The following is a 12123-nucleotide window of genomic DNA, read 5'->3' as shown; positions in this document are numbered from 1 at the left end:
CGACTAATCCTCTCCTGATCCACTGGACACAACTGCTTCGGGCTTACGGCGACGGGTGGGCATAAACTTGACTGGCTGAACGGCGCGTTTCTCAGCCTCCACGGCAATAATCTCATCCAGTTCCGGGGCTACCTGATAAATAGCCTCCTCGATACTACGGAGCAACTTGCTACTCGAAGCGGCACAGCCCTGACAGCTACCCTTGAAAGTAAAATAGCCGATTCCCTCTTCAATCCTGACCAGTTCCACATCCCCACCATGCTTCTGCAGATAAGGACGCTGCTCCTCCAGAGCACGCTGGATACGCGTCTGCATATCCACAGGATGTAAACCATGCAACAGGAGAAGTGGACCAACCAGTTCGTCCGCACCCAGAGCCGCGATAATCTCTGTGCCCGCTAGCTCACTTTGTCCGATCACCTCCAGCATACGAGCCAGGCAGTCGCCATACATGGCCATGGTACATTGCACCAGTTCCTGCGCCATCGTACGTGCCTGCGGATCAGCGAGCGTCGCCACTTGCTGGATCAATACGTCAATGCGTTCTGCTTGCTGTTGTTGCTGCGTATCGCGTTGCATGGTGGCACCTTTCGTCGAAATCGAGCTGTTTTCCTGCCGCTTTCTTAGTCGGCAGGAAAACAGGCTTGCTATTTACGGTACCTGAGGATTCACACCAAAAGTAGGCGAGTGCACAATTTGCAGTTCTTTGCCTTCGCCCAGGTACATATGGACACCACATGGGAGACAGGGATCAAAGCTCCGCACGGCACGCATAATATCAATACCTTTAAAGTTGTCTGGACCATTCTCTTCAAAAATCGGCGTATTCTGGACTGCGTCTTCATAGGGTCCAGGTGTACCATAGATGTCGCGTGGATTGGCGTTCCATGGCGTTGGAGGATACGGATGATAGTTGGCAATCTTGCCATCGCGAATGACCACGTGATGGGAAAGCACGCCCCGCACCGCTTCGTGGAAACCGCAACCAATAGCATCCTGCGGTACTTTGAAGTCTGACCAGGTTTTGGTCCGGCCAGCACGTACTTCTTCTAAAGCTTTATCCACGAAGTAGAGCGCTGCCGCCGCTGCATAGGCCTGGAAGTACGTTCGCGCACGATCCCGCTCCAATGCATTGCTCCAGCGCGGAATCTTCCACTCCAGTTCCATTTCAGGCTTGAGCGCCGTCTTTGGCAGACGGATCTTGACGCTATGGCCGGTCGCCTGAATATATCCTCCCAGATCAACCAGGCCTGCCAGTGCAGTCGTCCAGAGACGGGCAATTGGACCACCACCGGTATCTAACGCCAGATATTTACCTGTGCGCTCATCATACCAGCGCGGCGACATCACCCAGCTATAGTTGCCCTGGAAATCGCGCTTCTGCGGACGCGGGAGCGTCGTCTGATTCCAGGGATGGCGCCTGTCAACAGGATTGCCGAGTGGATCCTTATCCACAAAGGTTGGCTGGTTCTGCCAGTCCTCATAGAAGGAACTGCCCAGCAAGATGCGCATGCCAAGATTGATATCAACCAGATTGGTGGTGCGTAGTTTGCCATCGATCACAATGCCAGGCGTGACAAACATGGCCTCACCCCAGCGCTCCATGTTGCGATAATCATAATCACAGTAATTTGGATCCTGGAACGCCCCCCAGCAACCCAACAACACCTGCCGCTGTCCAACCTTTTCATAGCCTGGTAAAGCTTCATAGAAAAAGTCGAACAGATCATCATGCATCGGCACAACCTTCTTCATAAATTCGACATATTTCATCAGCCGGACCAGGTAGTCCGTAAAGACCTGAATAGTTGCTACGGTACCAACGCCACCTGGATAGAGGGTCGAAGGATGCACATGACGTCCTTCCATCAGGCAGAATTTCTCGCGCGTGGTACGACTCATTTGCAGGGATTCGCGATAGAATTCACCGGTAAAGGGATTAAGCGAGCGCATGATATCAGCGATGGTGCGATACCCATGCAGATGCGCATGGGGAGCCTCGGTATGTTCAGCCTTTGCTAACACACCTGGATTGGTCTCCTTGACCATTTGCTCACAGAAATCTACCCCGACCAGATTATCCTGATACAGGCAGTGATCAAACATATACTCGGCCGCTTCACCGAGATTGAGGATCCATTCACCAATGGGCGGCGGGACGACCCCAAAGGCCATATTCTGGGCGTAGACGGCACAGGTAGCATGGTTGTCACCACAGATACCACATATACGACTGGTAATAAAATGCGCATCGCGTGGATCTTTGCCCTGCATAAACAGACTATAGCCACGAAAGATCGAAGAGGTACTGTGGCATTCCACCACCTGACGCTGGTTGAAATCTATCTTGGTATAGATGCCCAGGCTACCAACAATACGTGTAATCGGATCCCAGGACATCTCGACTAACTGTGGCGGAACCTTACCGGGCCCCGGTCGTTTGATTTCAGTGCTCACAGTTATATGTATCTCCTTCCCCATTGAATGCGTGGAGCATCGCCGGATATCATTTCCACGTTGGTTGATAGCCCGTCGTGAGAACCTTCCCTTTATGACGCCACGAAGGCTCCTTATTCAGGGTGTCATTGGTAAACTGGCGCAGGGTGCGAATCACACGGCCATACGAGCGCGTTACGCTAGAGGAGAGTTTGCCGCCCGGTGGCTCGTCCATAAACGGCATAAATTTATCGGGGAAGCCGGGCATGGTACAGCCAATGCAGATGCCGCCAACATTCGGGCACCCGCCGATACCGGCCATCCAACCACGTTTAGGCACATTACACTGCACGACTGGACCCCAGCAGCCCAGTTTGACGATGCATGTCGGGGAGCCATACTCGGTCGCGAATTCCCCCTGTTCAAAGTAGCCTGCACGATCACAACCTTCATGCACCGTTTGATTGAACAGCCAGGTTGGACGCAATGCTTCATCCAGAGGAATCATCGGGGCCAGGCCAGCCGCTTGATACAGCAGGTAGAGCAACGTCTCCATAAAATTATCAGGCTGAACAGGACATCCGGGCACACAGACAATAGGAGCACCTGACAGTGCTTTCCAGTCCCAGCCCAGATAATCCGGCAGGCCCATAGCTCCGGTGGGATTACCGGACATCGCGTGGATACCACCATAGGTTGCACAGGTACCCGCAGCAACGACCGCCCAGGCTTTCGGTGCTAAGCGATCAATCCACTCATTGGTCTTGATGGGCTGGCCGCTGTCATCGGTACCCAGGGCGGCCCAGTAGCCCTCCGCCTTAATTTTTTCATTAGGAACGGAACCTTCAACCACCAGCACAAAAGGATCAAGCTCACCACGCTCAGCTTTATACCACCAGGACATGAAACTGGCTCCAGTCTCAAAAGCTAGCACAGGATTGTGTAAATGTACTTTCGGTAAACCGGGGATGGCGCCTAAAAGTACGTCCTCAATACTCGGCTGCGTCGCCGCCGTAATAGAGATTGTATCCCCATCACAGCTGAGTCCAGCCGTCATCCAAATGATGTGTACTTCTTCCACACGTGCTCTGGTGACCATAGTTAGCCTCTTCATCGTCACACTTATGTATTCACACTGGAAGGGTCACAGTTACAGGGGAGATCAGGATAAACACGAGCTACAAAATAGCTAGCAAACAGCAAAAGGAGGAGGCTGTTCGACTCCTATATTATCCTAAGCAAGCATACAAAGAGACATTACACTACATCATTGGACGCTGTCAAGAACAAAACGTGTGACATCCCTTCAGGCCTACGCTGAAAGCATGTCACACATGGTTCACCTCTAAGCAAGCAAGACCTTAATATCCACAGCACACATCCCCTGCTCATTGATCACTAATGGATTAATGTCGATTGCCTGGATAAAAGCATAGTCCTGCATCAAATATTCAACCGCTTTTAACACAGTGATAATCCCCGCGATGTCCGCTGCCTTCTGGCCACGCGCCCCCTTAAGGATCTCGTAGATGCGTGTCTCTTCCAGCATTTTCTGGAGTTCATGGCGTTCTACCGGCGCGATCCGGCGAGAAATATCATGCAGGATCTCAGTATAGATGCCACCACTGCCAAAAATCAGTACCGTGCCAAAGTTCGCATCCCGTGTCGCACCAATGATCACTGGAGTTCCCTCGCCAACCTGCTGCTGAACAAGGATCGTAGCTTCTGGGATCTGATGCTGGCGAATAATCTCCTCAAGTTGCAAGTAGCCTGCACGCAGAGTGGCTTCATCTTTGATATCAGTAATCACGCCACCAATATCCGACTTATGCAGAAGCGAGGGAGCAGCGATTTTCAGCACGCAGGGATAACCAACCGACGCATCGATCGCCTGCTCGACGCTCTCACAGACAGAGGATGCAGGCACGGGTATCCCATAACGGCGAGCCAGTTCATTCGCACTTTCAGGTGGCAATGCTGGAGCATTAACAGCGTGAGAGCGCTGATAAAGTTCAAGAATGGCTGCCTGGTGTTGCGCCGCATAGAGACTGGCAGCATCTTCCTCAAGCCAGCTATATGAAGCGCGTTTGCGATATTCAGCATACCAGACCATGTGGGCCAGTACATTCACCGCGGTTTCAGGAAAATGGTAGGCAGGAATTTTCTTCTCTGCCAGCAGTTGCAAGCCTTTTTCTACCAGCGTACCGCCGATAAAAGCGGCCAGGATCGGCTTGCCATATTTCTTCATCTCACCAACATAGGCTGCGGTCTGCTCGATCTCAGTCATGACTTGAGGAGTCAGGATGACAATGATCGCGGAAACATCTTCATCTTGCAGCACCGCTTCCATGGCCCGCAGATAGCGGTCCGAGAGCGCATCCCCCACCACATCCACTGGATTGTGGATACTGACCGTACGTGGCAAAGCATCAGTAAGGATATCGACCGTCTGCGGACTCAAACTGGCCAGTTCCAGTCCTTTCTCTACCAGCACATCGGTTGCGATGACGGCCGCCCCACCGGCATTACTGACAATAGCCACCTTATTAAAGGTCGGCAACGGCTGCCAGGCAAGCGCTTTCATGGTATAAAAGAGTTCCCCGATCGTGTCAACCATGATATAACCACACTGCTGCAAAGCGGTCCGGACAACTGCATAGCCACCAGCCAGGGCACCAGTATGCGAGTTAATCGCCGCCGAGGCCGCGGCACTTCTCCCCGGTTTCAAAATAATTGCCGGTCGCCCGGCATTGTATTTTCGTCCAAGTTCCATAATTTTTCTGCCATCTCTAATATCCTCAAGATAGCAGGCCACCAGGCGATCGCTTTGCATGCGCTCCAGAAAAAAATTCTCATCCAGATCAGCTTTATTACCAATCGAGATAAAATTGTGCAGGCCAAGATTATTAGCACTGATCCAATCCAAAAACGCGGTTCCCAGTGCGCCAGATTGCGAAATAAAAGAGATGCCATCATATGTAGGAAAATTGGCCGCAAAAGATGCATTCAATGCCTGGGACGCATTAATCCAACCCAGACAATTCGGTCCCAGGATGCGTGTATTTGATCCTGCAATACTATCCAGCAGTTTCTGCTCCAATTCTTCGCCAAACCCACCGATCTCCTTAAAGCCGGCCGAAATAATAATCACCAGCGCAACGCCCTTCTGCACGCATTCCTGCAAAGCTCCTGGTACCGCGACAGAAGGGACCGAGATCACGGCCAGATCTACGTCCCTGGGAATGTCTGCCACGTGCGGATAGGTCTGGAGGCCCAGGATCGTTTGAGCATGCAGGCTGACAGGATAAATGGAACCTTTGAAGTGATAATCTACCAGATTTTTGACTATGGTATAGCCTAATTTGTGCGGATTACCCGATGCACCGATAACCGCAACCGACTTGATAGCGAAAAGTTCTCTTCCCATTTAAACGTATTTCCTTAAAGTCTGGATCTAAGATAAACGATATAAAGAGCAATGCAGCTACAAAATACAGTAAGTCAATCTAAGTCTATGACCAGACATCGCTGCCACAGGAGGAGCAGTAGCGCGCGCCCTCAACTTCCACATGCGGAGCACCACAATGTGGACACGTTTTGACCAGCGAAGCTCCACAGTACACGCAGTAGTGCCAGGCTGCCAGAACTTCTTGCTTGCACGAGAGGCACAGCTTTGTCTGAGCGGCCGGATGGACGGCATAACTTTCGCTGAGCGTCACACGGCGATTAAAATGTCCGACTTCCACCAGCGCAGGATCAAGATTCTCTGGCTTATACACCGTCGCAATCACGGCCGTTGGCAACTGCCAGTCCAGCGCATCCAATTCTACCCCCAACTGGCGTTGCAGAGCCAGGCGATATTCTTTATTCTCCAACCGGGAAAGGGCATCCAGATCCTCCAGAAACAGCAGGCAAGGAGCCCAGTTTTTAGCCAGATCGAAGGTAACGTGCAGGAGATTACGCGCAGTCTGAGCCAGATCATCACGTAAAAAGACTGGATACTCCTGTTCAAGCCAGGCCAGGTCTTCGGCATCGACCATATCGACAGCCAGCGCATTGATCAGGTTCACCAGTTTAGACAACGAGAGCGAGACCAGTGAAACCACCGCTTCACCGGCGATGGCATGTACCAGTAAGGTGCGCTCAGTGCAGGGATGGCCGACCAGCAGGGTTTCTTCCATAGCTGTGGTTCGAGAACGTTGATATAGTTGTGGATAGCGTAAGTAAGCAATCAAGCTATGCAATTCCTGCTTGACCGTATTAGCGCCCAGTATATCGGCAAAGGTAACCGTTGGCCGCTCACACTTCACCATCGGCGAATTAGAGATATGCTTGCCCACGCGCTTATGCTCGCGAATCTTGATCTGGATCAACTGATCCATCGCATTGGTATACGCAATGCCACTCTCCTCATTCAAGTATGAAGGAATAACCTCTCCGGGAGAGAACAGCAGCAACAGGAGCGGCTGGACCTGCGGGTGACGCAGCACGCCTAACAGAATATGGTCCGCACGCAACTCTGAACAATGGCGCTGTTCCGCGAAAGCCATCGCCCAATCCAGGCACTCTTGCGCTTCTTTCGAGGGATGCATCTCATGCTTAGCAGGTCGGCCAATCTCCACATTGCCAACAACTTCGGTCGCCATACGCCGCAGGGCACGGATATCCATACCAAGCAGACTAAAAATACTCGCATCCAATTCATCATCAAGACGTAAAATGCTTAAGAAAAGATGCTCAGGATGGTAGGTCGATGCATGCATATGCAGCGCTTCACGTTCTGCTCCACGCACAACCGCTCGAGCCGAGGAACTAAAGGCCAGACGCCGATCCTGCATAGTTTTAATCATCATTGCCTCCTTCATGCACTGCGCCCTGCTGAAGTAGTTAGTATTCCAGGCTACCTGTGAAAAGCAGAAACGCGGTTACCTTTCAGCCTTCATTACCATTCACCTTCCCTGGCGCATCACGTCTCATGCACACAAATTGTAACATACCACCAGCCAAAAAATGCAAACGAAGAGTGAAATAGCATTAAGATCAATCTGGAGATCAATTAGAGATAGAAAACACCAAATCTCAACATACCAAGCCAGCGCCAGAACAAGGATAAAGGGGGAATGAGGGTAGAGGTAATGATCATTTCAAATACATGTTCAGGCTTACGTGAGGTTTTTTGGAGACGCTGGATACACAAACGAGCGATCATATAAAGCCAGGCACACAAAGCGATCCCCGCCAGTAACCAGAGTTTGGCTACAATACCCAGGATCAATAGCAGCAGGACACCCAGAATACAGTAATAATTCCAGGGCGGGGTTGGCTGGATGCGCTGTCGATAGAGAGCTGGATGTTTTTTGAAGAGTAAGGCCTGGTAAAAACTTTTCTGCTGCTGCCGCAAGCTACTCCCCCGATGCGTTGGACGTACGGGATGCAGGATGACAGCTTCAAGAGCCTTCACACAGATTAGATTGTGTTCCAGCAAAGTAAAAAAAAGATCGCGATCCTCACAGCAGGCCACACGGAAACGTTCATCAAAGCCACCAACCTGCTGCAAGGCCGACCGACGATAAAAACAGTTTGCCGTGACAAATTCCGCCTGACTGAGCAGGGAAGCCTTATACTCGTATTCAGTATATTCATGCTGGAGTGGAACTACAATTTTTCCGGAGACCCCCACCACATCATCCACAAAAGCAGCTACCCCGGCCCGAAGCCAGTTTAACTCAGCAATACAATCATCATCAGTAAAGGCAATGATATCCGCCTGCGCCTGACGCCAACCCGCATTGCGGGCCGCCGCAGGCCCATGAACAGATCCTGTTATAGCCAGGTAGCGAACGGTATGCCCCATCAATTCAGCACTCCGGGCGCAATCCTCTACTTGCTGGCGAGTCACAGCACTATTCGCATCATCCGCAATAAGAATTTCATATTCAGCTGGATCATAATCCAGACTGAGCAGTGCCCGCAAACACCGCTCCAAGAAGTCTGGACGCTGATAGGTTGGCACAACAACAGAAACGTTTATTGTCATAAGTTTGCCTGTGGTTTTTCAAGGCTCAACACATCAATCAAGAGAGTATGCGGTAGCAAATGCTCCAAACACGCAATTTTGTCCTTTAGACGACCCACACTGGACACACCACAACTACTAAACGCTACGACTGCCAGAATTGGCACATCGCCTGTTCTTGAAAAGCCATGATATACACCGCGCACTCGTAACTAGCGCTCTGGATCATGTTCACGCATCTCTTCCTCACCTGGACGCTGGCGCAAAGAGGGCGGAGCATTAAACTCGCTGTATTTCACGGCCGCATTGGATGCGCCATCTCGTAACAGGATCGCCATGGCCTCATCCTGATCATAAGAAATTTTGACTGTTACAATGGTCTGGCCTTGCTCCAGAGCGCGTTGATAAAATTTGACATCTTCTTGCGAAAAACCAATACTGGTCAGTATGCCAATCGCCCCACCTGCAGTAGCGCCAATCGCGGCTCCACTCAGGGTTGCCAGCACAATTCCACCCGCAATAGCCGGTCCAAAACCAGGAATCAAGAGCGAAGCAGCCGCCCCTAATAGGCCTCCCAGCACACCACCGCTCAGCGCTCCGGTAGCAGCAGGCATACCAACATTCTATCTTGATATCTGGATCACCCTCAACACGTGCTAAAAAACCCAGGCGATCATCACCAAAACCAGCCATTTTAAGATCTTCTATCGCTTGCTTGGCCTGAACCTGACTGGCAAACACACCAACCACGATAGAATCCTGTTCCATTGCCATCGCACACCTCCTTAAACAAAACTATTACACATCACATAACCATTCTATGCGGGCACTATTCATCACTCTCATAAACACGGTTATGCTGAACCTTTTGAGACAAAAAGCCATTTTGCCAGTTGCAGGTCTTAAAATAATGATCGAGCATCATTTGCTGTTGGAGTCACACTTTTCCTGTGCCCAAACGTGCTATAAAAATAAAGCAGAGTTGTAATTTCTCTACACCCTCTTGTCCGTTATAAAACCACCCGTTTGACTCTGACGTTCGTCAGTCCCTAGATGTTACAATAATAAACACAATCGATCTCTATCTGAGTTTGATTGAGCATTACTAACACAAAATGGTAGGATATAGATGTTCAACAACGACATACAAAAATGGGTCCGCAATCTCGCGGCGCAAATTATTCGCCCGTTAGCCAATCTCGGCATTTCACCAAACACCTTCACACTCATCGGACTGTTTCTGAGCGTGATTACTGCGATTGTGCTTGGCAAAGGTCTCTTTATCACCGGTGGCTTGATGGTCCTGTTTACCGGTATCTTCGACCTTTTTGATGGGGCGACCGCGCGCCTGCGGAATAAAGCCACAACCTTTGGGGCGTTCTTTGACTCGACACTGGACCGCTATTCAGAGGCAATCATCCTGGGTGGACTCCTCTTCTATGCATTACTTACTCCCACAATGCAGGACCATCTCTGGTTTACCGACCATGTACAATTATGGATGATCGCACTCATCTATATTTCAATTGTTGGTTCGCTGATGGTAAGTTATACCAAAGCCCGTGCCGAAGGTCTGAACATCGAGTGCAAAACTGGCTTGCTGGCACGGCCCGAACGCGTGGTTATTCTGGCTGCTGGGCTCCTCTTTGGCCTCACCATGTGGGCCCTCCTCATCCTGGCAATTTTCTCCAATATTACCGCCATTGAGCGCATGTACGCGGTCTATCGTGCCACACAAGCGATTGATAAACAGCACGTCGAAACCATGTCCAGTCAGCAGTCCATTAGCATAGATAGCAATACACCAACCCCTACACCTGAAGAAATGCATTAATACCGGCAGGACAACTTTTTTGGGCTGGCAATCGTGCTACTGATAGTAGATCTGAGAACCCCGGAACACAACTTTAGCTTCAGAACTACCTAAAAGAAAGGGTGTAAACAGTAGCATGGGACAACTCGATCAAAAAGTTGCCATTGTAACTGGATCTGATAGTGGCATTGGGCGCGGGATCGCACTGGCATTCGCACAGGAAGGTGCAACGGTCGTTATTAACTATGCCCACGCCAAAGATAAGGCCGAAGAAGTTCGCCAACGTATTGAGGAAATGCAGGCAAGGCCATTGTCATTCAAGCCGATGTCTCTCAGTATGACCAGGTCACTGCTTTAATCCAACAAACGGTGGAACAGTTTAATCGGCTGGATATTATGGTCAACAATGCAGGTATGGAGATTCACAGCCCATTCCTGGATGTGACCGAGGAGCAGTTTGACCGCGTACTGGGTATCGATCTCAAGGGAACCTTTTTCTGCGCGCAGGCGGCGGCGCGTGAGATGGTCAAGCGCCAGATAGCCGGCGCATCATTAATATCTCATCAGTTCATGAAGATCTGCCAATGACAGAGAACGTGCCCTATTGCTGCGCCAAGGGTGGTGTAACGTATGCTGATGCGTACGATTTGTCTGAACTGGCCCCCCACAATATTACCGTCAATAATATCGGCCCGGGTGCCATTGATACCCCCATTGACGCAGACGTCAAAGCCGAATCCAAAAAAATATCAGGCCCTGCTGGATGAGATTCCGCTGCATCGTATGGGACAACCAGAAGAGATTGGTAAACTGGCCCTCTATCTGGCTTCAGATGCCGCAGCCTATGTCACTGGCTGACGAGTGTTTTTATCGATGGCTGCTTGACGCGATACACGGCGGTGTATATAACTTCGTACACGATAAAGATACAGTCACGTGTAAGCTGATTTAGCGGCTTCATACGCACTTCATGACAAGTCCAAAAATTAGTACAGGAAGATGTCAACAGCCAGCTCACTTATTTACTCAACATACCACGCTCACTAAGGAATTATATTCCGACATGACGGTGTACCGTAGATGTAAGTCGCAGTAATCGGGCGCAGCATTAATATCTCTCATCAGGTAATCATAAGATGCTGCGGAGTTTTTTTTTATCAGTTATGTCTGCAATGACAGAGAACGTGCCCTATTGCTGCGCCAAGGGTGGTGTACGTATGCTGATGCGTACGATTTGTCTGGAACTGGCCCCCCACAATATTACCGTCAATAATATCGGCCCGGGTGCCATTGATACCCCCATTGACGCAGACGTCAAAGCCGATCCAAAAAAATATCAGGCCCTGCTGGATGAGATTCCGCTGCATCGTATGGACAACCAGAAGAGATTGGTAAACTGGCCCTCTATCTGGCTTCAGATGCCGCAGCCTATGTCACTGGCTCGACATTTTTTATCGATGGCGGCTTGATGCGCAATACAGGCGGCCTGTAAAGCTCGTACACATAAAAATCATCACGTGTATGCTGATTTGAGCGGCTTGATCGCACTTCATCAGTCCAAAAATAGTACAGGAAGAGTTCACAGCCGCTCACTTATTTATCTCACATACCACCACTAAAATTAAATTCCGACATAGTTTAGTAGTTTAGTAGCACTGTAATCACTCAGCTAACATCGCCCATAGTATTAAATGACTGGGAGTTACATCTCTAAAGATTAAATTTAGCTGAAAATGCTTAGACATTTAGCCCGGAAATTAGACTGATCAGCGTCTATAAAGATGGAAGCAACAAAAAAATACTATCAATAAGAGCTAAAGGTCGTATATCTTTCCAAAAAAACAAGTAAATGCATTGC

General features: G+C 50.1%; 10 protein-coding genes and 2 pseudogenes. 5 read left to right on the top strand and 7 right to left on the bottom strand.

The features are described 5' to 3' along the window. Positions 1-3: 3 nt before the first annotated feature. From KDW_RS25755 to KDW_RS25725, 7 genes are all read right to left on the bottom strand, one after another. Positions 4-579, bottom strand: a complete 576-nt coding sequence (locus KDW_RS25755) for a NifU family protein (RefSeq protein ID WP_151758793.1) — start codon at positions 577-579, stop codon at positions 4-6. Positions 580-651: 72 nt separating this feature from the next. After that, positions 652-2400: a nickel-dependent hydrogenase large subunit gene (locus KDW_RS25750; RefSeq protein WP_371876280.1), complete on the bottom strand. Its 1749-nt coding sequence runs from the start codon at positions 2398-2400 to the stop codon at positions 652-654. A gap of 106 nt (positions 2401-2506) precedes the next feature. After that, positions 2507-3535, bottom strand: coding sequence for an NADH-quinone oxidoreductase subunit B family protein (locus tag KDW_RS25745; protein WP_151758791.1), 1029 nt, complete (start codon positions 3533-3535; stop codon positions 2507-2509). Positions 3536-3781: 246 nt separating this feature from the next. Continuing rightward, positions 3782-5863 (bottom strand): acetate--CoA ligase family protein, encoded by a 2082-nt coding sequence (locus tag KDW_RS25740; protein WP_151758790.1) that lies wholly within the window; start codon positions 5861-5863, stop codon positions 3782-3784. 85 nt (positions 5864-5948) lie between these two features. Then, positions 5949-7289 carry an AAA family ATPase gene (locus KDW_RS25735; protein ID WP_162005609.1) on the bottom strand — a complete coding sequence of 447 codons (1341 nt, stop codon included), beginning with the start codon at positions 7287-7289 and terminating at the stop codon, positions 5949-5951. A gap of 203 nt (positions 7290-7492) precedes the next feature. After that, the gene (locus KDW_RS25730; RefSeq protein ID WP_151758788.1) at positions 7493-8473 is read right to left on the bottom strand and encodes a glycosyltransferase family 2 protein; all 981 of its coding nucleotides are present in this window, start codon (positions 8471-8473) and stop codon (positions 7493-7495) included. A 191-nt stretch (positions 8474-8664) separates the two neighbouring features. Continuing rightward, positions 8665-9066, bottom strand: a complete 402-nt coding sequence (locus KDW_RS25725; RefSeq protein WP_151758787.1) for a hypothetical protein — start codon at positions 9064-9066, stop codon at positions 8665-8667. Between the two features lie 515 nt (positions 9067-9581). On the opposite strand from KDW_RS25725, the gene KDW_RS25720 reads away from it, so the two are divergent. The 5 genes and pseudogenes from KDW_RS25720 to KDW_RS25710 all read left to right on the top strand — a co-directional run bounded on the left by KDW_RS25720 (position 9582) and on the right by KDW_RS25710 (position 11757). Continuing rightward, positions 9582-10286 (top strand): CDP-alcohol phosphatidyltransferase family protein, encoded by a 705-nt coding sequence (locus KDW_RS25720; protein ID WP_151758786.1) that lies wholly within the window; start codon positions 9582-9584, stop codon positions 10284-10286. Positions 10287-10401: 115 nt separating this feature from the next. Then, positions 10402-10853: pseudogene (locus tag KDW_RS36180) on the top strand (SDR family NAD(P)-dependent oxidoreductase). After that, on the top strand, positions 10850-11032 hold the full coding sequence (locus KDW_RS36175) for an SDR family NAD(P)-dependent oxidoreductase (protein ID WP_371876273.1): 183 nt from the start codon (positions 10850-10852) through the stop codon (positions 11030-11032). The pseudogene KDW_RS36180 and the gene KDW_RS36175 overlap by 4 nt, the downstream one beginning before the upstream one ends. Before the next feature lie 16 nt (positions 11033-11048). Further along, positions 11049-11123 (top strand): hypothetical protein, encoded by a 75-nt coding sequence (locus KDW_RS36170; protein ID WP_371876279.1) that lies wholly within the window; start codon positions 11049-11051, stop codon positions 11121-11123. A 278-nt stretch (positions 11124-11401) separates the two neighbouring features. Continuing rightward, a pseudogene (locus KDW_RS25710) lies at positions 11402-11757 on the top strand (SDR family oxidoreductase). The last annotated feature ends 366 nt before the right edge of the window (positions 11758-12123 follow it).

The organism is Dictyobacter vulcani (assembly GCF_008974265.1).
GTDB lineage: Bacteria > Chloroflexota > Ktedonobacteria > Ktedonobacterales > Ktedonobacteraceae > Dictyobacter > Dictyobacter vulcani.
This window is presented reverse-complemented; position numbering and strand designations above follow the sequence as displayed.

Bases quoted from the DNA above. Each gene is read 5' to 3' on its own strand.
- KDW_RS25755 (WP_151758793.1), bottom strand. From the start codon at position 579: ATGCAACGCGATACGCAGCAACAACAGCAAGCAGAACGCATTGACGTA.
- KDW_RS25750 (WP_371876280.1), bottom strand. From the start codon at position 2,400: ATGTCCTGGGATCCGATTACACGTATTGTTGGTAGCCTGGGCATCTAT.
- KDW_RS25745 (WP_151758791.1), bottom strand. From the start codon at position 3,535: ATGGTCACCAGAGCACGTGTGGAAGAAGTACACATCATTTGGATGACG.
- KDW_RS25740 (WP_151758790.1), bottom strand. From the start codon at position 5,863: ATGGGAAGAGAACTTTTCGCTATCAAGTCGGTTGCGGTTATCGGTGCA.
- KDW_RS25735 (WP_162005609.1), bottom strand. From the start codon at position 7,289: ATGATGATTAAAACTATGCAGGATCGGCGTCTGGCCTTTAGTTCCTCG.
- KDW_RS25730 (WP_151758788.1), bottom strand. From the start codon at position 8,473: ATGACAATAAACGTTTCTGTTGTTGTGCCAACCTATCAGCGTCCAGAC.
- KDW_RS25725 (WP_151758787.1), bottom strand. From the start codon at position 9,066: ATGCCTGCTGCTACCGGAGCGCTGAGCGGTGGTGTGCTGGGAGGCCTA.
- KDW_RS25720 (WP_151758786.1), top strand. From the start codon at position 9,582: ATGTTCAACAACGACATACAAAAATGGGTCCGCAATCTCGCGGCGCAA.
- KDW_RS36175 (WP_371876273.1), top strand. From the start codon at position 10,850: ATGACAGAGAACGTGCCCTATTGCTGCGCCAAGGGTGGTGTAACGTAT.